Origin of the sequence: Janthinobacterium sp. FW305-129, from assembly GCF_020858115.1 — a bacterium.
Taxonomy (GTDB): domain Bacteria; phylum Pseudomonadota; class Gammaproteobacteria; order Burkholderiales; family Burkholderiaceae_D; genus Janthinobacterium.
Genome location: NZ_JACYMM010000004.1, coordinates 97,148 through 122,663 on the forward strand (window position 1 = coordinate 97,148; position 25,516 = coordinate 122,663).

Below are 25,516 nucleotides of genomic sequence, written 5' to 3' on the forward strand. Positions count from 1 at the left end.
CGTTCAGAACCGCGCGCGCAAGGTCAGTTGCGCCTTGCGCGGTTCGCCATAGAAATTGCCCCACGCGGGCGCGCTTACCGTCTGGTAGTAGCGCTTGTCGAGCAAGTTCGTCACGGACAGCGACGCCGTCCAGTTGCGGTCGATCTGGTACGCGGCACGTGCGCTCCACAAGGCATACGCGCCCTGCGCCACGGTCACGTCGCGCGTGGTGCGCGAGCTCTCCGTCTGGAAGTTCACGCCGCCGCCCACGCTCCACTTCTGCAAGGCGCCCGGCAGGCGGTAGTCGCTCCACGCGCGCAGCATGTGGCGCGGCGAGTAAGTGCTGGCGAACATCACGCCCACAATCGAGGTCTGCTCCAGATATTTAAAATTGTTCAGGGTGTAGCCGGCGAACAGCTGCCAGCCCGGCGCCACTTCGCCGCTGATTTCCGCATCGACGCCTTCGCTGCGCACCTTGCCCGTCGAGAAATAGCATTCGGTGCCGCTGGTGCAGATATTGACCAGATCTGCCTCGGCGCGGTTGCGCTGCTCGATGCGGAACAGCGCCAGCGAGGTATTGACCTTGCCGTCGAACAGTTCACCTTTCACGCCCACTTCCAGGTTGCGGCCTTTCAGCGGATCGAGCAGGGCGCCTTTGGCCGTGCGCTGGTTTTGCGGCTGGAAGATGTCGGAGACGCTGGCGTAGCCGGACCAGCGCTTGTCGAATGCGTAAATGACGCCGCCATACGGCGTGACGACGCCGTTTTCGCGGTACGGGTCGATGTACACCTCGCCCGTGTCGCGGTACACGCTGCTCCATTTATAGTTCGACACGCGCGCGCCCGCCACCACGGTGAGCGGGTCGCTGATGCTGAAACGGGCCACGCCATACGCGCCCGTCTGCGTCATGGTCGTCAGGCTGTGAGCGCCGCCATACTTTTCCTTGCGTATCCATGCATCGCTCGGTTCTGCCACGCCGTGATTCGGTTGCAGCGCGCCATTGGGCAGCTTCATCATGGCCAGGCTGTAATCGCTGTCGCTTTCCAGCCGGTTCGTGCTGACGCCGGCGCTGAAGCCGTGGCGGCGGCCGAAGGCGTTGAATTTGCCATCGAGCGACAGGTCGATGCCCTTGTTGGTGCTGCCGTAGTCGAACACGCCGGTGTACATCATCATGCCGGCCAGGGTGGCGGGATTGAGCGCGCCCAGGCTGAACATGTATTTCACGTCATGCTGTTCGCGCGTGTAGTTGGCGCTGGCCTTGAGCGACCAGTCGGCATCGAAGCGGTGTTCGAATTCGGCAAAGGCGGCCGTCTGGCGGCTGTCCCAGCGGTTCCAGTCTGCGCCGAGGTAGGTCGAGCGGGGCAGTTTCGGGTCGCTGCCATCGAGGTAGCGGGGCATGCCGGAGAAGAATGGCGTCGACTTCAGTTTTTCGTAGCTGGCGCCCGTCGTCAGCTTGCTGCCCGGCGTCAGGTCGAATTCCAGTACGCCATACAGCACGTCCGTGCGGCTGTCGGCCACGTCATAGAAATAATCGCGTTGCTCGCTCGCGGCCACGGCGCGGCCGCGGATGCTGCCCGACTCGTTCAGGGGACCGGTGACGTCGACTTCGCCGCGCACGTCGTTCCAGCGGCCCGCGCTGAGTGCCAGCTGCACCTGCTTTTCCGCCAGCGGGCGCTTGCGCACCATGTTGATGGCCGCGCCCGGCGAGCCCGTGCCTTGCAGCAGGCCCGTGGCGCCGCGCACGATTTCCACGCGATCGAGCATGGCCGTATTGCTGGTAAAGCTGTTCGCCTGCGGGTAAAACATGGCGCGGTTGACGCCGTCGAACTGGTACGTTTCGACCATGAAGCCGCGCGAATACACATAGCGTCCGCCCATGGGGCTGTCGTACATGGTGATGCCGGTGGTATTGGCCAGCACGGCGTCGATGGTGTTGAGGTTCTGGTCATCCATCTTCTGGCGCGTGACGACGCTGACGGATTGCGGGATTTCGCGCAGGGTCTGCACGCCCTTGCCGACGGTGACGGCGCGCGCCGCGTACGAGTTGCTGTGTTCACTGACGGGGTCGCGTTCCATGCTGGCGTTCACGACCACGGGGGCCATGGTTTTTTCCGTGCCCGCCACCGTTGCGGAGGGTGCGGCCGCCTGGCGCAGCACCCAGGCACCGTTCGGCAATTGCACCGCTTCCAGGCCGCTGCCGGCCAGCACCTGGGCAAAGCCCTGGGCCACGTTGAAGCTGCCGCGCACGCCGGACGAGCGCAAGCCGCGCGTCTGCGCGGGATCGGTCGACAGGCTGACGCCGGCGGCGACGGCAAAATCGTTGAGGGCGGTGGCCAGCGGGCCGGCCGGCACGGCGTAGGCTTGCGGCGCCGCGCTTGCAGCGGCCTGGCCTTGCGCCAGGGCGGGCGCGGCGGTGAAGGCGGCGGGGGCGGCGCAAGCCATGGCGATGACGGCCAGGCGGATGGCGCGCGCGGCGGGATGGAGGACGGGGGTGGTCAGCTGCATGCTCGGTCTTTCTGTTCAGGGTATGGTCAATGGAGGATGAATCGGCTACTTATCTATGAAGCCGAAGCAGCGCAGCAAAACACCAACCCCTGGCGCAAAAAAAAACTGAAAATAATTACGTTGACCGGGCCGCCACCGTGGCCCAGTAGCGCGTGAAGTACGTCACTTGCAGCCCGTGCGAGGCGCACAGGCTTTCCAGCACGGCGTCGATATCGTCGAGCCGGTAAGTGCCCGTGACGGGGCGCCGCGCCACGCCGGCGTCGCAGACGAGACGACCGCGCCGGTAGCGCGCCAGTTCCTGCACCAGCTGTTGCAGGGGCCAGTCGGCCGCCACCAGCATGCCGCGCAGCCAGCTGTCCTGGTGCGCTTGCGTGGCCTGCACACTATCCGCGCCAGTGGCGCTGAAACGCAGCTGCTGGCCTGCTTCCAGGCGCCGCACGGCGTCCGGGCGCGCCGCGCAGCGCACTTCCACGGCGTGCTCGAAGACACTGACGACGCTGCCATCCGCATCGCAGCGCACGCCGAAGCGCGTGCCCAGCGCGCGGATCACGCCGTGCGGCGTGTCGACGAGGAAGGGGCGCGCATCGGGCGCCGTCGTGATCATGATTTCGCCATGGTGCAGGCGGATACGGCGCTGCGTGGCGCTGTAAGCGACATCCAGGGCGCTGTCTGTATTGACTTCCAGGCGCCCGCCATCGGCCAGCGCCACATGGCGGCGCTGGCCCGGCGCCGTGCGCAAGGACGCCGTCAATGCCTGCCAGGGGGCGGACTGCAAGCCCGCCTGGCCCAGCGCGATGCCGCCGCCGGCCGCGACCAGCACGGCGAGTATCCTGGCGGCCGCGCGCCGGCGCTGCTGCGCCGCCTGCAGGGCCGGAATCGCCAGCGCTGCCGGTATCGCGCCCAGCTGGCCGTCCATGTGCTGCAGCAGCTCCCAGGCCCGTTCATGCTCGGCGCTGGCGTCGCGCCATGCCTGCAGGGCGGCCGGGTCGGCGCTGCCGCACTGGCGCTCCACATGCCAGTGGGCGGCAGCGGCCAGCACCTTGCGGGGGATGGTTGACGCAGCGGAGGCGGATGAGGCGAACATCAGGCGGCCGCCAGCATCAGGCATTCCGTGTAGGCGCGCACCAGGTGCTTTTTCACGGTCGGCAGGGAGACGCCGAGGCGCCGGCTGATGTCCACGTAACTCAGTTCTTCGATTTGCGCCAGCAGGAAGATGGTCCGCGTGCGCGCGCCCAGGCGGTCGAGCAGGCGGTCGATGGCGAGCAGGGTTTCGATGATGATGGCATGCGTTTCGGCGCACATCGATGTTGGTTCTGCCTGCTGCGCCAGCGCTTCCAGGTAGGCCTGCTCCAGCGCCTGGCGCCGGTAGCGGTCGATCAGCAAGCCGCGCGCGATGGTCGCCAGGTAGCCGCGCGGCTCGCGCAGGGGTGCCAGCGGTGCCGCCTCGCGCTTGCCCAGCAGGCGCAGGAACGTGTCCTGCGCCAGGTCGGCCGCCTCGGCGCGGTTGCCCAGCTTGCCGCGCAGCCAGCCATACAGCCAGCCGTGGTGCTCGCTGTACAGGGTCTTCAGGTGGATGGCATGGACGGGACTGACGGTACTCACTGCGTTCTCCAGGCAAAGGAAGAGCTGGGCTGACGGAACGCGGGGTGCCGGCTGGCTGGGCTGTTTGAGAATGATACTCATTATCACATTGCCATGCGGGCGGCGTCAATTACTGTCCGCCGCCCAGGCGCCAGCGCTCCTGCCACTGTTGCAGATCCGCTCAGGCTTGCTGCAGGGCCGTGGCGGACCAGTGCAGCAGGCCCTCGAACGCCAGCACGCTGCGCTGCCAGTGGATGCCGTCGAAAAACACGTGGTCGGCCACGATGGTGGCGGCCAGCCAGGCGGCGATGATGACGATGATGTCGTGGCGGCCGCTTTTCCACCAGCGCAGCGAGTGGCGGCGAAAGATCCACGGCACGCCCAGGGGATTGGGCCAGTCTGCCAGCAGATGCATGATGCCGCCGGCGGCAAAGCCGAACAGGGGCGGCGCCCACAGGTGGTGCGGCAATTGCAGGTAGGTGTAGACGAGCAGGGCGATCCAGGCCAGGCCCCAGTGCGTCCACGTACGGTGTGTGATCCACAGCCGGTGCGTGCGCGCCCACCATGCCACTTCCAGCCAGTCCGGCGCCGTGCCGCCCAGTGCCCCCATGACAAAGGCGAGCATGCTCAGCACTTGATAGGGGCCACCGGCGCCAGCGTGCGCGACCAGGGCCGCGGCGATCACGCCGGCAGCCCAACCGGTCGCATGATGCGCTTTGTTGGAAGCCATAGGAAATGTAAAACGCCCTCTGGGCGCTTTGTGAAATGTCATGAATATTAACTGGATGAATATACAGTACGCAAGGGCGTCGCTGTGGGCTATTTGCGGAATATCTGTCGATAATTTGTTAAATTATGTGTCGGGATGGACGTGATGGCGAACTCGGCGCCTGATGCCGGCCGGCCAAGTGTGTTGTGTGGCTGATAATGCATTTGGCGCAGGGCGCGCTATGCTGAAAGCAGTCTTACGTTTTAAGAGGTGTCGCCATGAAAATCCCGCGCGAATTGCAGATTCCCGCCATCGTGTTTACGCTGGAAGCGGTGTTTATTCTGGGATTGTCGATGATTTTTCTCGTACTGATACCACGCTAGTACCGTGCGGATAACTGCAGATTTACAACAGTGTTCTTATGCAGTTTGCATGGTGCTATCGCACAGCGCAGCGCCTTCGGTGCGGATGATCCAGCATTCCGGATACGGTTCGCTGGCGAAGCGGTTATGCCGCGCGAAGCCGCTCAGTTTATCGAGCGCTGTGGCGGGGGCCAGCGCGGTTTCCTTGCCGCTGGCCGTGTCCAGGTGCCAGAAACCGCCATTGCGGTGGAACAGCACGGGAAGGCAGCCGGCTTGCGGCGTGGCTAGGTGGCTGGCCGGCGTGGGCTGGGTGTCTGGCAGCAGCAGGTAAAAACACTCGGCGCGGGCGCCGTGGTCGAGGCGGTGCAGGATCACGCCGTGCGCGAGCAGGGCCGTGACGCTGAGTACGACGATGCCCTTGATGCTGGCGGACAATTCAATGCGCATGCCCAGGCGCAGGGCGACGGGCTTGTGCTTGCCGGGCCACACGCCGTCGAGCAGCATGCCGTAGCGCGATACATCCTCGATTTCAAAGCCTTGCTGGCCGCGCCGGATGAGGGCGTGGCGGCCCGACAGGCGGCGCGTCAAGCCATTGTTGTCCTGGCCGTCGGGGCTGAAATGGCTGAGCAGCACATCGGCTTCCGGATCCACCAGCTCGAAACGCCCCAGCATGCATTCTTCCAGCGCGAACAGGCGGATCTGGCGCTGTTCGCCCGCTTCCGGCGCCGCATTGACGAGGCAAGCGGCCTGGCTCGGGTGCGGGTGGCAGTGGCTGGCGGCGGGCAGGTCGACTTCGATCAGCTCCTCGTCCCAGGCGATGGTGGTAAAACCCATGTCGATCTTGCCTTGCGGGGAAGATAAATCCACGTGGGCGATGCCGGCATTGCGCGCGGTGACGTCGAGGTTGCAGCCATCGCCGCCCGTCACGCGGGCGATCGAGGCATCGTCGGCCATCACGCGCACGTTCTTGTGCGTGCTGAGGAAGATCTGGTGGATTTCCGTCAGGGTGGCGTCGCGGCGCGGCACCAGGATGACGAAGGTGCACACCCATTTCTGCGCCACGGCGCCATCGACGTGGCTGTGCACTTCCACCTCGATCTGGTATTGCCCGTGTTCCTTGTTGCGCGAGGAAAACTCGACAAACACGGGACGCCAGTCGCCGCGCGTGGCGCGCACGAAATCATGCTGGACAAAGCCACGGGGGATCAGGTCCGAGCGCAGGCGCAAGGTCAGCTGCGGCGCGCAGGTGGCGCTCATGCCGCGCAACTCCATTTTCAGGGTTTGCCGTCCGCCTGCCGCGCGGGGATCGAAGCCGCTGATGTGCAGGTGGGCATGTATCGGCTGGTAGGCCGGCGCAGTGGTCGGCTGTGCGACGGGCATTGGGGTAAATGCCGGCAGGCCGGCGGGGGCCGAGGCTGGCGCAGGGCTGGTCACCGCTTGAGCGGCATCGCGTATCACCGCATCGCGCAGCCCGGCATCATGCGCACGGGCGTGCGGAAGCGCCGTTGCCGATGGCTCGGAACGGGCGCTGCGCAGTGCGGTCAACAGGTCGTAGCTGCTGGGATCAGTCGCCGCTTGCAGGTGGTTGCCCGCGCAGACTGTTTCCCCAGGCAAGACCCAGAACGTACAGTGCGGGTGCTCCGGGTTGCTGCATTTTTTCATGACATTCTGACTCGAATCGAGCGGGGACGTTTTGCCCTCTGTTATACATGAGAGCTTACGCGCTTTTGCGCCTGCTTGGCAACTTTCGCCGCACCGGAATGCGCTCTTTTTGTCCAAATTCATCCCCTTGGTCACACCTTGCCATGCATGCCATGGAAACTATTGCTCAAAAACACATTTTATATCTTTCTGGATATGTTGTTTTGACATGTATTTCACCCGCGCCGTTTGTCGATGATGACTTCCAGATACTCGCCCGGCACCACCAGCGAGTGGGCGCCCGCCGTATTCAGCCGTTCGAGCAGGGCGAACAGTTCCTGCTCCAGCGCCTCGGCGCCAGCCGTGTCGAGCGCGGCAAAGGCCTTGTGGACGGGGCCGTAATAATCGCGGAAGACCTGCACCCAGTGGTGAGCGGAGGCATAGCGGAAATTGAAGACCTTGCGCTGGCTGTGCACCTGCTCGGCCGCCTGGCCGAACAGGTCGCGCACATACGCTTCTTCGCCCCAGCGGGCCGGCGACACCACGCCTGCCGGGGGCGGCACATACTTGCCGATGGTCTTGAACAGCTGTCCGATAAAGCCGTCCGGCGTCCAGTTGGCCATGCCGATGCGCCCGCCAGGACGCAGCACGCGCAGCATTTCGCCGGCCGCGCGCCGGTGGTCGGGCGTAAACATGACGCCAAAGGTCGACAGGGCCGCGTCGAAACTGGCATCGGCGAAGGGCAGGGCTTCCGCGTCGGCCACGCGGAAGGTCACGGCCAGCCCATCCGCCTCGGCGCGCGCGCGGCCCTTGTCCAGCAGCGCCGGCACATAATCGGTGGAGACGACGCGGGCAAAGCGGCGCGCCGCCGCCAGGGTGGCGTTGCCGTTGCCGGCGGCGATGTCGATGACGTCTTCGTTGGCGCGGATGTCGGCCGCTTCGGCCAGCGATTCGCCGACCGGCTGCAGGGTCACGCCGATGACGGCGAAGTCGCCGCTGGCCCAGCCTGCTTGCTGGCGCTGCTTGATGGCGGCGTAGTCGGGCGCGCCGGCTGCGCCGGCCTGCGGTGTAGCGGTGTTGTTGCTCATGGCATGCTCCTGGTGACGTTGGGAGAGATCCTTCCGTCAGACCGCGCGCCACGGCCATGGTTCACGGGCATGCGCCATTTATGCGGCCCGTTGCGATTCGCGTCACGATGCCACCTTGCGCGGCTGGCCGCTAGCCGCCCGGGACGGTGAATGCCGCATCGAAGCGCAGCGCCAGCACGGTAATGTTGTCGCTATGCAAGCCTTTTGGCGGGTGCGAGAGGAAGTCGTCGAACAGGGCGTTGACGGCCTGTGCCGCGGTCTTGCCGGCACACAAGGCGGGCCAGCGGGCTGTGAGGGCCAGCGGATCGTCGCAGGCCCAGAAACCGTCGCTGGCCAGCAGATAGTGGGCGCCGGGGCGCACGCGCAGCACGCGGCGGTCGCCCAGGTGGGCCAGGAAGGGCGGCAAGGCGGCCGCATCGAGGCCGCGCAGCGGCTTGTCGAGCTGCAGGCTGTCGCTGATGGCGTTGCCTAAAATAAAGGCCTGCGAGATTTGCGGATGGTGTTCGCCGTGCACGGCGGCGCGCCAGCGCGTCTCGTCGAGGGCGCCGCGCATGGCGTACACGGTGGCCGGCACATGGTCGACGGTGAGGATGCTGGCCTTCCCGTCGGCAATTTCATACAGGCGCGAGTCGCCCACGTGATACAGCAGCGGGGCTTCGCCGGGCGGCACTTCCAGCAAGGTCAGGGTGGTGCCGGGCGGGCGCGCCTGGGCGGGCGCCGTCCTGGCGAAGGTGTCCTGCAGCCGCGTGTGCAACTCGTCGAGCCTGGCTGCCAGGCTGGCCGTATCGAGGCAGGCGGGTACGGCCAGCAAGCCTTGCACGGCCGCTTCCGCCGCTTCACGCCCCAGGCCGTGGCCGCCCATGCCGTCGAGCACGGCGGCGCGCACGTGGCCGCGCGGCCAGCCCGGCACCTGGCAATGAAACGGCGCCTGGCGCGACAGGCAGACGGCATGGCCGCTGGCATCGATCAGCAGGAAGTTGTCCTGGTTTTCGCGCCGTGGCAGGGGGCCGGCGCCCACGCTGGTGCCGGCGGCGGCATCGAGCCAGGGGCCGAAGTCAAGCGCGTCTTTAATTAAATGCATCGGTTGGTGCGGTCCAGGCGGCCAGTAATGTTGATCATAGGACACAGCTTAGCCGATATTGTGCGGTGGCGATACCTTGCTTATCTTGCAAAAAAACCTGCGGCAGCAGGCTGGCGCAGGTTTTGGCGGATGGTGGGTGCCGATCAGCGACGATGGCCCCAGCCGTGGCCGTGACCGTGGCCACGGTCATAGTAGTCGCGGCGGCCATGGTCGCGGTAGTAGCCGCGGCCCGGTTGCACGTAGACGACGGCCGGCGGGCCGTAGTAGCGCGGAGGCGGCGCGTAATACACGGGCTGCGGGGCCGGGGCGTAGTACACCGGTTGCGGCGCAGGCGCGTAATAGGTTTCGCGGTAGCCGCCGCGATAGCCGCCACGGTCGTAATAGCGGTCATTCGTGCTGATGCTGTTGCCGACGGCGGCACCCAGCACGCCACCGACGATCGCGCCATTGCGTCCGCCGGTGCTGTTGCCAATGGCCGCCCCGACAACGGCGCCTGCAACGGTATTGAAGTCGCGGTCACCGGCGACTGCGGCCGAAGACACAGCCACTGCCGCTACCATTACCGCACCCAGGAGTTTCTTGTTCAACATGGCATTTCCTTCCATTCCGGCGAGATCACAATGATCTGCATGCACTGGACTATATCTGCTGCCGCAAGCTTGTTCCACGTCTAATACAACTTATTACAATCGGGGCTGAGCGGTAACAAGTCAGCGCAGGCGCGCCTGCCATTCGGGCCGCAGCAGGCTGTACATTTTGACATCGCGCATCACGCCGTTGATAAAGAAGGCCTGGCGCATCAAGCCCTCCTGGGTAAAGCCGTTCTTTTGCGCGATGCGCTCGGAGCCGATGTTCAGCGGGTCCATCAGCAGCTCCAGCCGGTGATACGGATAGGCGTTGAACAGGTAGTCGATCACCAGGCGCGTCGCTTCGCTGATGTAGCCCTGCCCATCCCGCTGCCGGTCGAACAGGCGGTAGCCGATCTCGCGCGAGGCGGGCGTGCGGCTCTTGAAATGCGTGATCGTGCCGATGATGTGCTGGGCCTTGTCTTCGATGAGGAACAATTCGCTGTCCTCGGTGACGAAGCCCGATTGCAGGAAGTCGCGCCGCATGGCCTCGGGCGACTTGAACTGCATCGAGAAAAACTCGCCGCGCGAGGGCAGGTCGTTGACGAGGGAAATATAGGTATTCAGGTCGGCGGCCTGCAAATGCCGGACGGTACAGAGGGTTCCCTTGAGCATGGCGGTATCCGGTAGCGATCACGATCCTGATGGTAATCGACTCTGGGGGAAAGAAGCAATCACTCCCGCAAAAGTTGCTGCAATGACAGAATAAATACGCTATCGTAGAAAGCCGCGCCTTGCCCCTGGCCACGGCGTACCCGCTTCGACCTTGTTGACTGGAATTGACATTACATGCATACCATCCTGACTGGCGCGCCACTGCGCCGTTCCGTTTTATCCATCGCCCTGGGCTGCATCGTCAGCGCCGGCGCCTTTGCCGCCGCGCCAGGCAATACGCCGCAAGCGCTGGCGCAGGTGCGCGACACGGCGCTGCACAGCGACTGGGCCTACGCCCGCCTGGCCGACATGACGGACCTGATCGGTCCGCGCCTGTCCGGTTCCGCCGGCGCGGCTGCCGCCGTGCGGCAGGTGGCCGACACCATGCGCCAGCTGGGCGCCACCGTTACCTTGCAGCCCGTGAAAGTGCCGCACTGGGTGCGCGGCGTGGAAACGGCGGAAATCGTCGATTATGCGGGCCGTCCGCAGGGCGTGTCGCAGCGCGTGGTGCTGACCGCCCTGGGCGGCTCCGGCGCTACGCCGGCCGCCGGCCTGACGGCGCCCTTGATCATCGTCAAGAGCCTGGACGAACTCAAGGCGCGCGCGCCGGAAGTGAAGGGCGCCATCGTGCTGATCGACACGCCGTTCGACCAGGAGATGGCCGAGCGGGGCCTGGCCGGCGTGACTTACGGCCAGGGGTCGCGCGCGCGCTTCCTCGGCCCGAAGGCAGCGGCGGACCTGGGCGCGGCCGCCGCGCTGGTGCGCTCGGTCGGCGGCGCCGATTTCCGCATCCCGCACGCGGGCGCCACGGGTCTCGATGACAACAAGCGCATTCCGGCCGCCGCCGTCACCGTGGAAGACGCCTTGCTGATCGGCCGCCTGGCCGCGCGCGGCGCGCTGAAAATGCACCTGACCCTGACGCCGCAAAACCTGCCGGAAGCGGACAGCTACAACGTCATCGCCGACTGGCCGGGCACGGACAAGGCGGACGAAGTGGTGGTGGTCTCGGGCCACCTCGATTCGTGGGACCTGGCGACGGGCGCGCACGACGATGGCGCCGGCGTGGTGGCGGCCATGGGCGTGGTGGAAACCCTGAAAAAGCTCGACTACCGCCCGCGCCGCACCATCCGCGTGATCGCCTGGATGAACGAGGAAAACGGCGGGCGTGGCGGCCAGGCGTATTTCGAGGCCCACAAGCAGGCGCTCGGCAAACAATATGCGGCCATCGAGATGGACAGCGGCGCCGGCCGCCCGTTCGGCATCCTCGCCAGCGTGGGGCCGAAGTCGGAAAAACTGTTCGCGCCGCTGCGCGCGGCCCTGCTGCCGATGGGCGCGCACGCCTTCACGCGCCGCGACGCACTGGGCACGGGCGACCTGCACCGCCTGGAAACGGGCGGCGTGCCCAGTTTCGAGCCGCTGGTCGACAGCCACAGCTATTTCCACTACCACCATACGCCGGCCGATACCCTGGACAAGGTCGATCCGGATAACCTCAAGCGCAACGTGGCGCTGATGTCGTCGCTGGCCTGGTTCCTGGCCAATATCGACGGCGAAATCGGCCGCGCGCCGGAGCAGGGCGAGTAAGCGCCAATGTCGCTACCCGATCTGAACCTGTTGATCACCCTCGATGTCCTGCTGGCCGAAGGCAGCGTCACGCGCGCGGCGCGGCGCTTGCGTCTGAGTCCATCGGCCATGAGCCGCGCCCTGGCGCGCCTGCGCGAGACGACCGGCGATCCGCTGCTGGTGCGCGCCGGCCGTGAACTGGTGCCCACGCCGCGCGCGCTGGAGTTGCGCGAACGGGTGGGCCACCTGGTGGGCGAGGCGCTGGCCGTGCTGGGACCGGCGGAGCAGCTCGATCCGCGCCAGCTGGAACAGACGTTCACGCTGCGTTCGAGCGACGGCTTCGTGGAAAATTTCGGTCCGGCCCTGCTCGCGCATATCGGCGCGCAGGCGCCCGGCGTGCGCCTGCGCTTCGTGCAAAAGGTCGACCGCGAAAGCGTGCAGCTGCGCGAGGGCAGCATCGACCTGGAAACGGGCGTGATCGGCAGTCTGACCAGCCCGGAAGTGCGCACGCGCAGGCTGTTCGGCGACCGTTTTGTCGGCGTGGTGCGCAGCGGCCATGCGCTGGCGCAAGGCGACATCAGCGCCGAGCGCTATGCGGCCGGCCGGCACGTGCTGGTGGCGCGGCGCGACCAGGAGACGGGACCGATGGATGACGCGCTGGCCGCGCTGGGATTGCAGCGCACGATCGCCAGCATCGTCGGCGGCTTCACGGCGGCGCTGGCGCTGGCCGCCGGCTCCGACCTGATCGCCACCGTGCCGGAACGGCATACGGGCAATCTGCGCGCCGGCATGTTCAGTTTTGCGCTGCCGCTAGGCATGCCCGACCTGACCGTATCGCTGATGTGGCATCCGCGCATGGATGCCGACCCCGCCCACCGCTGGCTGCGCGGCTGCGTGGTCGACGCCTGCGCGGCCCGGATCAGCGCCGGCTGATGGCGCCGGCAGCGGCCTGCTGCGCGGGCCCGTCGAAGCCGCCGGCCATGGCCGTATAGCCGCGCGCCGTGGCGATGGTCACGTCGCGCTGCGCCGTCACCAGCTGCTCCTGCGCGGCCAGCGCAATGCGTTCCGCTTCGAGCACGCCCAGCAGGCTTTCCGCGCCTTCCTGGTAGCGCACACGCGCCAGGCGCGCGCTTTCCTGCGCCAGCTGGTGCGCCAGGCGCAGCTGCGCATGGCGGCTGCGCAATTGCACCCATTGCGCGATGGCGCTGTCGGCTTCTTCCAACGCCAGCGCCAGCGCCTTGTCGAAGCCGGCCTGCGCGGCCTGCACCTCGGCGCCAGCCGCGCTTGCGCGGGCGCGGCGCGTGCCGCCGTCGAACAGCGGCAGGGAAAACGCGGCGCCCGCCTGCCAGCGCGCCGCATCGCCGCCATTCCAGTCGCCGGCCACGCCGGAGGCGCCAAACAGCGCGCCCAGGCTGATGCGCGGGAAGCGCTCGGCGATGGCAGCACCTTCGCGCGCGCTGGCCGCCGCCAGCGCGCGTTCGGCCGCGCGCACGTCGGGCCGGCGCAGCAGCAGGTGGGCCGGCTCGTCCGTCAGCAAGGATTGCGGCAGCGCCAGCGGCATCGGCTGGTCGAGCGCCGCCAGTTCCTGCGCATCGAGACGCTGTCCGGTGAGCGTCGCCAGCCGGTTGCGCGCCACGCGTTCTTCGGCGTTCAGGCTGGGCAGGCGGGCGCCGGCCAGGCGCATCTGCGCCTCGGCGCGCATGCGCTCGGCCGGCGCGGCGCGGCCCGCGCTTTCGCGCTCGCGCACCAGTTGCAGGGTGCCGGACTGGTTCGACAGCTGCTCCTGCAGGCTGGCGCGCATCTGCTGCGCGCCGCGCAGCACCAGGTAGGCGTCCACCACCTGCGCCAGGATCAGGCGCCGCACGTCGTCGCGCACGGCGGCGCGTTCGTCCGCCGATGCCTCGGCAGCGGCGATGCTGTGGCGCACGCGGCCGAACAGGTCGAGCTCCCAGCTGAAGACGGCGCTCCACTGCACCGGCGAGGCGATGTGCGGCTGGCCGTCGCCGCCCTCGATCGGCGCCAGGCGCGCGCGTCCGGCCTGGGCGTCGAGATCCACCGTCGGCAGGCGGGCGCCGCGCGCGGCCTGCGCGAACGCGCTGGCGCTGGCCAGGCGCGCGGCGGCGATGCGCACGTCGTAGTTGTCTTGCCAGGCGCGCCGCACCAGCTGTTCCAGCCTGGCATCGCCCAGTTCCTGCCACCACAGCGCCGGCGGCGCGCCGGCCTGCAGTTCCGGGCCGCCCGCCGAGGGCAGGGCAGACAGTTGCGCCGGATCGAGCGCCCGCGTCGCCGTGGGCGTGCCGGCGCTGCAGCTGGCCAGGGCCAGCATGGCCGCCGCCAGCAGCGGCGCGGCGCGGCGCGTGTTCAGGGTTGTCATGCGGCTCATGCGGCTTCTCCCAGTGCGACCGTGCGCGTGGCCGGCGCCGCGCGGCGGCGGCTCAGCAAGGTAAAAAACAAGGGTGTAAACAACAGGCCGGACAAGGTCACGCCCAGCATGCCGGCGAAGACGGCCGTGCCCATTGACTGGCGCATTTCCGCGCCCGCACCGGAAGACAGCATCAGCGGTATCGCGCCCAGCAGGAAAGCCAGCGACGTCATCAGGATGGGCCGCAAGCGTGTGCGGGCGGCGCCGATGGCCGCTGCGCGCGCATCGGCGCCGGCCGCCATCGCCTGGCGCGCGAATTCGACGATCAGGATGGCGTTCTTGGCCGCCAGGCCGATCAGCACCACGATGCTGATCTGCGTCAGCACGTTGTTGTCCAGGCCGCGCCACGACACGCCGATCAGCGTGGCCAGCACGCAGCTGGGCACGATCAGCACGACGGACAGGGGCAGCAGCCAGCTTTCAAACAGGGCCGCCAGCAGTAAATACACCAGCAGCACGGCCAGTCCCAGCACCATGCCGGTGCTGGCGCCCGCTTGTTTTTCCTGCAGCGCCAGCTCCGTCCACTCGTAGTCGAAGCCGGCCGGCAGGCGCGCCTTGAGCAGTTCTTCCATCGCGGCGATGGTCTGCCCCGTCGAGTAGCCAGGCCTGGTGCTGCCCTGGATTTCGGCGGCGGGATACAGGTTGTAGCGCGGCACGCGGAACGGCGCCGTGCCTTCGCTGAAGGTGGCCACGCTGCCCAGCGGGACCATGTCGCCGCTGGCGGCGCGCGTCTTGAGCGCGGCCAGGTCGGCCACGCTGCGCCGGTAGGGCGCGTCCGCCTGCGCGGTGACGCGCCAGACCCGGCCCATCAGGTTCATGTCGTTGACGAACACGGGCGCCAGGTAGCTTTGCAGGGTCTCGTTGACGCGCAGCAGCGGCAGGCCCAGGTATTCGGCCTTGGTGCGGTCCAGTTCAACCTTGATCTGCGGGCTCATGGCGTTGAACGGCGTGAAGGCGCCCGTCACCGAGGGCAGCCTGGCCGCTTCCTCGGCGATGCCGCGCGCGGCCGCCTGCAAGGCTTGCGGTCCCAGGCCGCCCGTGTCGCGCAGCATCAGCTTGAAGCCGCCGCCGGTGCCGATGCCGCGCACGGAAGGCGGCGGTATCACCATCACGCGCGCCGCGCTGATGGGCGCCAGCTTGCCGCGCAGGGCGCCCAGCATGGCCGGCCCGTCCAGGCCAGCGCTGGCGCGCGCGCCGAAGTCCTTGAACATGGTGAAGATGACGGCCGTGTTGGGCGCCGACGTAAACGTGGCGCCGTCGGTGCCGACGAAGGCGGCCGTGTGGGCCACGCCAGGGTGGCTCATCAGGCGTGCCGTGGCGTCCTGCACCACTGCGCTGGTGCGCGCCAGGGTCGAGCCGGCCGGCAGCTGGATCGAGACGATGGCATAGCCGCGGTCCAGCTGCGGCACGAAACCGCGCGGCGTGACGTCCAGGCGCCACAGGGTCAGGCCCGCCAGCACGAGGTACACGGGCAGCATCAGCCAGCGCCGCGAAAGGATGCGCCCGGTCAGTTGCACATAGCCGCCCGTCAGGCGGGAAAAGCCGCGGTTGAAGATGGCCATCCAGCGCGCGCCCAGGCTGTTGGCATTGAGCTGCGGCTTGAGCAGCAGCGCGGCCAGGGCCGGCGACAGCGTCAGCGAGACCAGCGCCGAGATCACGGTGGAGGCGGCGATGGTGACGGCGAACTGGCGGTAGAACATGCCGGAGATGCCATCGATGAAGGCCGTCGGCACGAACACGGCCACCAGCACCAGCGCGATGGCGACCAGCGCGAAACCCACCTCGTTCATGCTGCGCTGCGCCGCGGCGACGGGGCTCATGCCTTCCTCCATGTGGCGCTCGACGTTTTCCACCACGACGATGGCGTCATCGACGACGATGCCGATGGCCAGCACCAGGCCGAACAGCGAAAGGGTATTGAGGGTATAGCCCATCGCGGCCAGCACCGTGAAGGTACCGACCAGGGACACGGGAATGGCCAGGATGGGAATGATGGCGGCGCGCCACGAGCCGAGGAACAGCAGCATGGCCAGGCACACCAGCAGCGCCGCCTCGAAGATGGTGTCGCGCACCTTGTCGATCGAGGAACGGATGAATTCGGTCGGATTGTAGTAGGTGTGATAGGCGACGTCCTGCGGGAAATCGGCTTGCATCTTGGCCAGCTGCGCCAGCACGCGGTCGCCGGTAGCCAGCGCGTTCGAGCCGGGCAGCAGGCTGATGCTCAGCGCGATGGCCGTGCGGTTGTCGACGAAGCCGCTTTCCGCGTAATCCTGCGCGCCCATCTCGACGCGCGCCACGTCGCGCAGGCGCACCACGCCGCCGTCGCCATGGGCGGCCACGATGATGGCCTCGAATTCGGCCACGTCGCGCAAGCGGCTTTGCGCCTGCACCTGCACCTGGTAGGCGCCATCGCTGCCGCCGGGCGGCTGGTTCAATACCCCGGCGGCGACCTGCGAGTTGGCTTGCCGTACCGCCGCGATCACTTCCGGCGGGCTCAGGCCCAGCGAGGCGACGCGCGCCGGATCGAGCCAGATGCGCATCGAGAAATCGCGCGCGCCGCGCGTGTAGATGTCGCCGACGCCTTCGATGCGGGCCAGCTGGTCCTTGATGGCGGTGCCGATGAAGTTGGAGATGTACTGCTGGTCGCGCGTGCCTTTCGGCGAATCGAACAGCACCACCATCAGCTGGTCGGGCGAGGCCTTCTTGACGGCCAGACCCAGCCGGCGCACGGCTTCGGGCAGGCGCGCTTCGGCCGCCGCCACGCGGTTCTGCACCAGCGATTGCGCCTGTTCGATGTTGGTGCCCGGCTTGAACACCACGCTGATGGTCAGCTTGCCGTCGCCCACCGATTGCGAGGACATGTAGAGCATGCCGTCGACGCCGTTGATTTCCTGTTCGATCGGCGCGGCGACCGTATCGGCGATTTCCTGCGCCGAGGCGCCAGGATAGCTGGCCTTCACCGTCACCGTGGGCGGCACGATCTCGGGAAATTCCGAGATCGGCAGGCGCATGGCCGACACCGCGCCCACCAGGGTGATGAGGATCGACAGCACGATGGCGAACACGGGACGGCGGATGAAAAATTGGGAAAAACGCATGCTTGCTCCTTATGCGCCGCTGGCGCGGGGAGCGGCCACCAGGACCTGGTCGCCCGGGCGCACCTTGGCCACGCCGGAGACGATGACCCGCTCCTGCGGTCCGAGGCCGGACAGCACGATCTGCCTGTCGCCATGCAGGCCGCCCAGTTCCACCTTGCGCGGCGCCACCTTGCCCGCCGCGTCCACGACGAACACCATCTTTTTATTCTGGTCGCTGAGGATGGCGGCGTCGGGCACCAGCAGGCGCTCTTGCGCCGCGCCGACGGGAATGCGCACGCGCGCAAAGCTGCCCGGCATGACGGCGCGGTCGGCGTTGGCCAGGCTGGCGCGCAGGCGCACCGTGCCCGAGCGGGCGCTGATTTCGTTGTCGACAAAGTCGACGCTGGCTTCCTGGGCGGGGCCGCCGCCATCAAGCGCCAGCTGCACCTTGCCCGGCAGCCTGCTTTGCTGGCGCAGGCGCTGGAAATCCGCTTCCGACAAGTCGACCATGGCGCGCACGGGATTGTGCGCAACGATGGTGGTCAGCACGCCGCTCTGCGCCGCGCCGCCGGCCACGTAGTTGCCGATATCGACGCGGCGGTCCGAGACGGTGCCGGCGATGGGGGCGCGCATGGTGGTGAAGGACAGTTCCAGCTCGGCGCTGCGCAATTCCGCCTGGCTCAGCATGACGGCCGCCTGCGCGCCTTCCAGCTCGCCGCGCGCCCGTTCCAGCTCCTCGGTGCTGGCCGCGCCCGTCTGCTGCAGCCGGCTGCTGCGCTCGAACTGGGCCGTGGCCAGCTTGCTGCGCGCATGGGCCTGGGCCAGGCTGGCCTGGGCGCGGTCGCGCGCCGCCGCGAAGGGGCGCGGGTCGATGACGAACAGCGCATCGCCGGCCTTGACCTGCTGGCCATCGCGAAAAGCGATCTGCTGCAGGTAGCCCGACACGCGCGAACGCACTTCCACGCGCTGCGACGGCTCGATGCGGCCCGTGTAGTCGAGGCTTGCCTGCACCATCGATGTTTCCGGCAGCGCCACGGAAACGGTGGGCTTGGGCGGCGGACCGCCAGGCGCGGCCTGGGAGCGGCCGCAGCCTGACAAGGTGGCGCCGCAGGCCAGGGCCAGCAGCAGTAACAGCGGGACGGGCAGGGACGGGATCGGACGGGGGCGCATCATGCGGGGTCTCCAGAAGACGTAGGGGGCTTGGCCAGGGCGCGGCCGAGCGCGAAAATGGCCAGCGCGGCGAGTATCAGCGCGCTGGCGACGGCAAAGGTGGCGTGCATGCCACGGATCATGGCGGCTGGCTGGGCGCCGGCGATATCGCCGGCGCCGGCGCCGGCGGCGAAGACGGCGCCCATCACGGAGGCACCCGTGACGAGGCCCAGATTGCGCGACAGATTGAGCATGCCGGAGATGACGCCGCGCTGGTCGGCAGCGATGTCGCCCATCACGGCGGTATTGTTGGCCGCCTGGAACAGCGCGTAGCTGGCCGTGAGCAGCATGATCGGCGCGACGTAGCCGGGGATGCCCAGGCTGGCGGGCAGCAGGGCCAGCGCCAGGCAGGCGCCGGCAGCGCCGCACAGGCCCGCGCCGCCCATGCGCTGCGCGCCGTAGCGGTCCACCAGCCAGCCGGACGGCACGCCGCAGAACGCCGCCACCAGCGGCCCGGCCGCCAGCACCATGCCGGCGACGGCCGTGCCCAGGCCCAAGCCGTGCGCCAGGTAGAAGGGACCGACCACCAGGGTCGACATCATGACCGTCGATACGAGCATGCTGGTCGCCAGGCCGGCGCTGAGCACGGGCGCGCGCAGCATGGCCAGGCGTATCAGCGGCGCCGGCGCCTTCAGCTCCACGTAGACGAACAGGGCGCCGCCCATGCAGGCGGCCAGCAGCAGCGCCGCGTTGCGCATGCCGAAATGGCCGCGGCCCAGGGTCATGGCCAGCGCATACGCGGCCAGGGTCAGCGCCAGCAGCACGGTGCCGCGGTGGTCGAACAGGGGCCGCCTGGCGTGTGCGCCGCGCTGGTCAGCCGGCAGGTAGCGCCAGGCCATCAGCAGCGCCACGCCGGCCAGCGGCACGTTGACGAGGAAAATGGCTTGCCAGCCGAAATGCGCGATCAGCAGGCCTCCCAGCGCGGGGCCCAGCGTGGTGCCGACGGCGGACATGGTGCCGAGCAGGCCCATGGCGCTGCCTGTCTGGGCCTTGGGCACGGTGCTGCCGACAAAGGCCATGGTCAGCGCCATCATGACGGAAGCGCCCAGGCCCTGCAGGGCGCGCGCGGCAACCAGCAGCCACAAGGTGGGCGCCAGGGCGCACAGGATGGAGGCAAGGGCAAACAGCGCGATGCCGGCCAGCAGCAGGCGGCGCCGGCCGAGCATGTCGCCGAGGCGGCCCACGCTGACGATCAGCGCGGTGATGGCCAGCAGGTAGGCCAGCACGATCCATTGCACATCCTGGAACGGTGCCTGCAGGGCCCTGGCCATGTCGGGCAAGCCCACGTTGGCGATGCTGGTGCCCAGCGCGGGCAGCAGCATCGCCAGGGACAGGCTGGCAAGCGCGCCGCGCACGGGCGGCCTGGCGCCAGCGGCCTCGGTGGCCTGCTGGCTGGATGGAGCGGTTTTGGATTGTGAAGGCATGGCGTGGCGGATCCTCGAATAGGGTCACCACATGGTACTGAGGGATATGGTATGGCGGAAGACGCATCATTTGCATTTTGTTATTGCGTTTGACGCCATGTGATGCGCGTCGCCTTCGGACTTCAATCTGAATAGCCTTGCATAGCGTCCGCTGCATCGTGGCGGATGCCCCACCACGGCAGGTACGCATGGTGTTCGCCGCGCGCGCGGAACCACGGCTGGTCGTGATTGATGGGGCGCACGATGGCCGGCGGCGAAACCAGCACGCCCGTGACGCTGTCGGGATCGCTGGTGCCCGCCACCAGCACGGGCTGGCCGACGTGGTTGGCATGGGCGATGCCCAGGGCGACATTGGTCAGCGCCGTGCCGGCGCCCATTTCGCCCAGCAGGGCAGGCGTATTGAAGGTCTGCGGCAGGAAGTCGAAATCAGGTACTTCCAGCGTCAGCGCCTGCGCCAGCTGGCCCAGCCGGTCGGATGACGTGGGTAAGGTCTTGTTGGCATCGTGGATGACGTAGCCGATGTTTTCTTCCGTCCTGCCGCCCTGGCGCGCCGCTTCGGCAAACACGGCCTGCCACGCCTGCACGGCGCGCGGCGGCTTGTCCTTGGCCAGTGCAAAATCGGCGACATTCTTCGTGGCCGGATAGCCTATCCACGCCAGCGCCGCCCGCTCCGTCTTGTAGCCGGGCCCGGCCAGCACCAGCAGCACCAGGTTTTCATTGATCTGCATGGTTTTTGGCCGGCTTGGCGCATCCCAGTTCATGACCCACACGGTTTGCTGCGGATGCGCTTCCAGATAGGCCAGCGCGGCTTTCAGGGACACGAGGCCCGCATTGTTGCCACCGAGGGTGATGCGCACGTCGGGTGGCGTGGCGCGGGTCCAGAGGGTGGGGAAATTGACATTGCCGATGCTGAAGGTGTTGGTGATGGTTTGCTGCGTGAATTGGTGTACTTCTGCCAGATTGAATTTTCCTTCAGGCAGGGCATATTCCACGCGGATGCCTGCCAGTTCGCGCCAGTTCTGTTTTTTATCCTTGGGATAGACGTGGTAGAAGTAGGTGGGGCTGGAATAATAAATGTCGTGGAAATTGGTCATCAGCTCACGCAGATACTTATGGTGATAACCCTTGAACGTTTCCCTGCCATTGATATCGTGAGCAATGGGGGCGACGGCCTGCAAGGTGCTGAAACCCCTGGGATCCGTCCTGACCATATCGTCATTTTCGTTGGGCTTGGCCAATCCCAACGTCCATAGCAGCTGCCACTCGGTCGGATAGTCGAGCCGCTGCAGTGGATTGAGCCATTGCAGGCCCACCACTTGTGCCCGGAAGGGAGCATGGGTCGTGTTTTTTGGGAGATCGTCTTCCTTCTGCACAGGTTGCACGGCGCAGGCCGTCAATAGCGCAAACATGGTGAACGCAGCGAGCATGGGCAGCGCAAGGAACTGTTTCATGAGTTCTCCAGGTGAATGGATAGTCTGGTGACCTGCATAGCTTTGCCAGTTGAGCCAGAGCGCAAGGCAAATGACAATGAAAGATGTGGCGAGCGCCCAGGCCAGTCGCTGGCGTGGCGTGACAATGAACTTACGCACCGTCAGTCCTCAGTGCAAAGTTGGTGGAAGGGTCGGCAGGCCTGGCATTCTGGCGCTCGTCAACGATGCTTTTTGGTTTTCTGGCAGGGCTGTCTTTGTCATTTGCCCATGTAAATAGAGATACATTTTTAAATGTCCCATTGTCGTAGTATTCAAAGAACTCTCCAGACTCGAAAGATGAGCCTTTCAACAGGCTCCAATCCGCCGCAACCCTTAATTCGCGCAACGCCTCCTGCCTGATCGTGCACACCCCCACCGCCACGTCATACGCCAGCGCCTTTTCCGCATGCTCGGGATTGGTCATGATGGTCGAGTGATCGGTGGCGTGGGTGTCGATGTTGGCGGCCAGGTAGCTCCGGATTTCGTTCTTGCGCCAGGCATTGAATTCTTTGGAAGCCTCCTCCGGCTTGTCCACGGGCGTCTCAGGCTTGCCTTTTTCGGTCCAGCCGTCGCGCCTGGCCTGCATGCGCAGCATGCCGTTCTGTTCGTAGCGCAGCGCCGCTTCGGTCTGCGCGTCGCCCTTGCCCTGGGAACGGTAAGGCGCATATGCCTCATCGGCTTCGGCGGCGCGGTCCTTGTGCAGGGAGTCGGCGGGGGCATCGCAGCCTTCGTCAAATTGTTCGCTGGCGTCGGCAAAGCGCTTCGAGCGCGGCAGGAATGCCTCGGGCAGCCTGGGCGCCTTCATCGGCAGCCGCCAGGTCTTGGGCGGCAGGGCGTTGATGCGCGTGCCGGCCGTCCTGGCGAGCACGATGACGATGGGGGCGAAGAGGAAGGTCAGTATCTTGCGGCCGATGCCTTTGCTGGCCCGCATGCCCTTTTTGATCGAGTACTCGGCGACCAGTGAACGCGGGTGCCAGAAATCGAGGCTGTCCGGCGTCAAGGGCTGGCCATTGCGCTGCCAGATGTCGTAATCCTTTTCATTTTCCTGGCCGACAAGGTGGTTTTGCGCAAACACGCGCTGCGTGAAGACGCCTTCACCGCCCGCATCGGCAATTTCCTGTGCCGACATGCCGCGCCAGCCTATGCCCTGCACGGGCGTGGCCGAAATCACCTGGTCGTGCGGATTGAAATACAGGGTAACCCTGCCGTAGGTGGAGCCATGCAAGCCGTAGTCTGCGCGGTCGAACGCGGCCGTATAGCTGTCCTTGCGTTCAGGCTTGCGATTGGCGCTGCACTCGTCGACAAAGGCGGCATCCTGCTGCATTGCCGTGCGGGTGCGCAGGATGTTGAAAAACGCTTTCAAGGTTTGCGTGCGCGCCGCGTACTTTTGCCGGCCCGTATTGCCATGCTCATCCTTCAAGTGGCCGCTGACCCAGTTTTCCGTGAAATTGCTATCGAGCAGGCTGTAGGGCGGGTTGCACAGCACATAGCTGTCGGCCACGGCGGACGGTCCCAGCGTTTCGCCGAGAAAGGCGGCCGCCATGGCCACCATATTGCCCTGGCTATGGCAGACGATGGTGACGGGCGCATCGTGCTGGCACGCTCTGATCGATTGCACCAGACGCGCCAGGCGCCAGGCGGCGAACACAAAATACGGGCGCGGCGGGCAGGCATACACTTGCCGGTCATTCGTCGGGTTCATGTGCTGGATATGCATCCACAGGAACAGTTCCTCCGACAAGCCCTGGCCCCACAGGTCAGGCAGGGCGCTGCAGCCGTTGGCGAACGGCCCGCCGCCCCAGTAATTCTTTTCGTTGAGATAGATGCCGTCGCCAAATGCCTGCAACTCTTCGCCGTTGGCCTTGTAGCCCCAGCGGAAGCGGATCACGGGAGAGTTGGCGTCGTCCGCCAGCAGGAAGGTGGTGGCGTTGCGCTTGGGGTTGAGGAAGCCGTCATCCGTCAGTTCGCGTGCGTAAGTGGCGGCCCGCATCTGTCCGGCGGCCGGGCCAGGGATCGCCAGATCCTCGTCGCGGCGTTTCAGGCGGGCATTCAGGCCTTCGCACAGGCCTTGTTCCGCCTGCTCATACCATTCGCCGTCGGAATTGACGCCGTGCACAAAGATGATGATGCCGGGACGCGGCAAGCGCGTGACGGCCTGGAGCAGCGCATGGCTGAACAAGGCCGTGCCTTCGGCTTCGGCGAGCAGGATGCAATTGGTATCGAGCGTAGGGTCGGGCGACATACGGGCGCTCCGTCAGCGTCAAGCAGGAAAAGGCGGCGCCAAAGTGAACTCAGGCAATCTGCACTGTATGCGGAATGCCCGGGGTGGAACTTGCGTGATGTCAAGAAAGAAGGAGCGGCGGGGACCGGTACCCGCAGGGATCAGATCGCGTTCAGCGGTATCTTGAGATAGCGCACGCCGTTGTCTTCCGGCTCGGGCAGCTTGCCCGCGTTGATGTTGACCTGGATGGCGGGCAGGATCAGGGTCGGCATGTCGAGGGTGGCGTCGCGGCCCGTACGCATGGCCACGAATTGCTCTTCCGTGATGCCGTCGCGCAAGTGGATGTTGCTGGCGCGCTGTTCGGCCACCGTCACTTCCCAGCGCGGCGCGCGGCCGTTGGGCGGATAGTCGTGGCACATGAACAGCCGCGTTTGCGGCGGCAGCGACAATAATCGCTGCACGGAGCGGTACAGCAGGGTAGCGGAGCCGCCGGGGAAGTCGCAGCGGGCCGAGCCCACGTCCGGCATGAACAGGGAGTCGCCGACGAAGACGGCGTCGCCGATCTGGTACGCCAGGTCGGCCGGCGTGTGGCCGGGCACGTGCAGGGCGCGCACTTCCAACTTACCAATATGAAACACCTGGTCGGGCGCGAACAGCTGGTCGAACTGCGAGCCGTCGGCTTTGGCGCCGTTCTGGTGATAGACGGCGGCGAAGGCCTGCTGCACCGTCTGGATGGCGGCGCCGATGGCCACGTCGCCGCCCAGCTGCTGCTGCAGGTAGGGCGCGGCGGAAAGATGATCGGCATGCGCGTGGGTTTCCAGCAGCCAGCGGCACTGCAAGCCGTGTTCGCGCACGAAGGCAATGACCTTGTCGGCCGAGCCGGTGGACGTGCGGCCCGCCTTCGGGTCATAGTCGAGCACGGAATCGATGATGGCGCAGTCCTGCCCATCGGCCTCGTAGACAACATAGGTGACGGTGGCGGTGGCCGGGTCGAAGAAGGCTTGGATTTGTGGGATCATCACGGCGAAAAAGTGCGGTCAGGGAATGGCATTATATCGCCAGAGTTCGCTAAAAAAATGCTGCAAATTGACATTTAACATGCGAAAAACAGATAAGCGGGCGCGCATGTGCCTGTCACAGTCGTGCGCACCCTGGCGCTTGCCGCATGGTAACCTCATTCTTCCAAGGAGAAATTCATGAACGATATACCTGCACGCAGCGAACAGTACCGGGGATTTACGATTTCCGTGACCCCGCAAAAGGATAACGACGATTTATGGGATTTTACCTACCGCCTGCAGCGCGAGGGTGAACCGGAAGCGCAGGCGATCACGCGCAGCCGCACCCTGGGCGGTTACGCAGCGCCCGAGACCGCTTGCACGGCGGGCCTGGAAGTGGCCAAGACGGAAGTCGATAATCTGCTGCGTCCTTGAGCCAGCGTAAATCGTTTAGCCCGATTGCCTGCCGGCGCGTGAAACACATCGCTGCCGGCAGCGCTTCATGCTACGATTTCCACTATTGAGTCAGTCACCAAGGAGGCACCCATGGATAACAGTTCTAAAATTCACTATAAAGGCTGGGAAATCGTTCCCCTGGCCGTGCCCACCACCGACGGAAAATGGTCGGCCAGTTGCGACATCGAACGCGCCACCGCGGAAGGCCTGGAAGTATTCGAAGGTTCGACCATGCAGTTCGTGCGCGACGACGAGGAGGGCGCCATTGCCGCCGCCTGCGAAGAAGCCGTGCGCCAGATCGACAACATCATCGCCAATCCGCTGGTGCGGCTGGCTTAGCCCCTGAATTTCCAGCAAACCTGCAGCCGGCGCCCGCCGGCTGTTTTTTTATGCGCGCCCCCGGTGGCAGTCTCATATGTTTCATGTTTCAATGTTTCAAATGAAATGATTG

General features: G+C 66.4%; 20 protein-coding genes. 4 read left to right on the top strand and 16 right to left on the bottom strand.

Going from position 1 to position 25,516, the window contains the following annotated elements; genetic code table 11:
* Positions 1–3: 3 nt before the first annotated feature.
* From IGS61_RS09440 to IGS61_RS09480, 9 genes are all read right to left on the bottom strand, one after another.
* Complete coding sequence (locus IGS61_RS09440) at positions 4–2,484, bottom strand: TonB-dependent siderophore receptor (RefSeq protein ID WP_230539351.1); 2,481 nt, start codon at positions 2,482–2,484, stop codon at positions 4–6.
* A gap of 115 nt (positions 2,485–2,599) precedes the next feature.
* Entirely contained in the window at positions 2,600–3,568 is a 969-nt protein-coding gene (locus IGS61_RS09445; RefSeq protein WP_230539352.1) for a FecR domain-containing protein, read from the bottom strand.
* Positions 3,568–4,086: a sigma-70 family RNA polymerase sigma factor gene (locus IGS61_RS09450; protein WP_230539353.1), complete on the bottom strand. Its 519-nt coding sequence runs from the start codon at positions 4,084–4,086 to the stop codon at positions 3,568–3,570. Before IGS61_RS09450 ends, IGS61_RS09445 begins: the two co-directional genes overlap by 1 nt.
* Before the next feature lie 160 nt (positions 4,087–4,246).
* A complete protein-coding gene (locus tag IGS61_RS09455; protein ID WP_230539354.1) occupies positions 4,247–4,795 on the bottom strand; it encodes a metal-dependent hydrolase in 549 nt (182 codons plus the stop codon).
* A gap of 398 nt (positions 4,796–5,193) precedes the next feature.
* Complete coding sequence (locus IGS61_RS09460) at positions 5,194–6,798, bottom strand: FHA domain-containing protein (RefSeq protein WP_230539355.1); 1,605 nt, start codon at positions 6,796–6,798, stop codon at positions 5,194–5,196.
* Between the two features lie 215 nt (positions 6,799–7,013).
* Positions 7,014–7,865: a class I SAM-dependent methyltransferase gene (locus tag IGS61_RS09465; RefSeq protein WP_230539356.1), complete on the bottom strand. Its 852-nt coding sequence runs from the start codon at positions 7,863–7,865 to the stop codon at positions 7,014–7,016.
* Between the two features lie 130 nt (positions 7,866–7,995).
* Entirely contained in the window at positions 7,996–8,946 is a 951-nt protein-coding gene (locus IGS61_RS09470) for a PP2C family protein-serine/threonine phosphatase (protein WP_230539357.1), read from the bottom strand.
* Between the two features lie 143 nt (positions 8,947–9,089).
* On the bottom strand, positions 9,090–9,536 hold the full coding sequence (locus IGS61_RS09475) for a glycine zipper 2TM domain-containing protein (RefSeq protein WP_034751896.1): 447 nt from the start codon (positions 9,534–9,536) through the stop codon (positions 9,090–9,092).
* Positions 9,537–9,656: 120 nt separating this feature from the next.
* Positions 9,657–10,187 carry a GNAT family N-acetyltransferase gene (locus tag IGS61_RS09480; protein WP_230539358.1) on the bottom strand — a complete coding sequence of 177 codons (531 nt, stop codon included), beginning with the start codon at positions 10,185–10,187 and terminating at the stop codon, positions 9,657–9,659.
* A gap of 174 nt (positions 10,188–10,361) precedes the next feature.
* Here IGS61_RS09480 and IGS61_RS09485 point away from each other — a divergent pair, with 174 nt between their 5' ends.
* Both IGS61_RS09485 and IGS61_RS09490 read left to right on the top strand, forming a co-directional pair.
* Positions 10,362–11,810 (top strand): M20/M25/M40 family metallo-hydrolase, encoded by a 1,449-nt coding sequence (locus IGS61_RS09485; RefSeq protein WP_230539359.1) that lies wholly within the window; start codon positions 10,362–10,364, stop codon positions 11,808–11,810.
* Between the two features lie 6 nt (positions 11,811–11,816).
* Complete coding sequence (locus IGS61_RS09490) at positions 11,817–12,722, top strand: LysR family transcriptional regulator (RefSeq protein WP_230539360.1); 906 nt, start codon at positions 11,817–11,819, stop codon at positions 12,720–12,722.
* Here the strand turns inward: IGS61_RS09490 and IGS61_RS09495 are convergent.
* The 7 genes from IGS61_RS09495 to IGS61_RS09525 form a co-directional block, all read right to left on the bottom strand.
* Positions 12,709–14,172: an efflux transporter outer membrane subunit gene (locus IGS61_RS09495; RefSeq protein WP_230539361.1), complete on the bottom strand. Its 1,464-nt coding sequence runs from the start codon at positions 14,170–14,172 to the stop codon at positions 12,709–12,711. The genes IGS61_RS09490 and IGS61_RS09495 overlap by 14 nt on opposite strands.
* On the bottom strand, positions 14,169–17,309 hold the full coding sequence (locus IGS61_RS09500; protein WP_230539362.1) for an efflux RND transporter permease subunit: 3,141 nt from the start codon (positions 17,307–17,309) through the stop codon (positions 14,169–14,171). The genes IGS61_RS09495 and IGS61_RS09500 overlap by 4 nt, the downstream gene beginning before the upstream one ends.
* Before the next feature lie 9 nt (positions 17,310–17,318).
* Positions 17,319–18,461, bottom strand: coding sequence for an efflux RND transporter periplasmic adaptor subunit (locus IGS61_RS09505; RefSeq protein WP_230539363.1), 1,143 nt, complete (start codon positions 18,459–18,461; stop codon positions 17,319–17,321).
* Positions 18,458–19,921: an MFS transporter gene (locus IGS61_RS09510; RefSeq protein ID WP_230539364.1), complete on the bottom strand. Its 1,464-nt coding sequence runs from the start codon at positions 19,919–19,921 to the stop codon at positions 18,458–18,460. The genes IGS61_RS09505 and IGS61_RS09510 overlap by 4 nt, the downstream gene beginning before the upstream one ends.
* A gap of 122 nt (positions 19,922–20,043) precedes the next feature.
* Positions 20,044–21,372, bottom strand: a complete 1,329-nt coding sequence (locus IGS61_RS09515) for a hypothetical protein (protein WP_230539365.1) — start codon at positions 21,370–21,372, stop codon at positions 20,044–20,046.
* A gap of 130 nt (positions 21,373–21,502) precedes the next feature.
* Positions 21,503–23,632: a T6SS effector phospholipase Tle3 domain-containing protein gene (locus tag IGS61_RS09520; protein ID WP_230539366.1), complete on the bottom strand. Its 2,130-nt coding sequence runs from the start codon at positions 23,630–23,632 to the stop codon at positions 21,503–21,505.
* 140 nt (positions 23,633–23,772) lie between these two features.
* Positions 23,773–24,630 (bottom strand): MBL fold metallo-hydrolase, encoded by an 858-nt coding sequence (locus IGS61_RS09525; RefSeq protein ID WP_230539636.1) that lies wholly within the window; start codon positions 24,628–24,630, stop codon positions 23,773–23,775.
* A gap of 177 nt (positions 24,631–24,807) precedes the next feature.
* Between IGS61_RS09525 and IGS61_RS09530 the strand changes: the two genes are divergently transcribed.
* Together IGS61_RS09530 and IGS61_RS09535 are read left to right on the top strand one after the other, a co-directional pair.
* Positions 24,808–25,044, top strand: coding sequence for a hypothetical protein (locus IGS61_RS09530; protein WP_230539367.1), 237 nt, complete (start codon positions 24,808–24,810; stop codon positions 25,042–25,044).
* Positions 25,045–25,155: 111 nt separating this feature from the next.
* Complete coding sequence (locus IGS61_RS09535; RefSeq protein ID WP_086144807.1) at positions 25,156–25,404, top strand: hypothetical protein; 249 nt, start codon at positions 25,156–25,158, stop codon at positions 25,402–25,404.
* The last annotated feature ends 112 nt before the right edge of the window (positions 25,405–25,516 follow it).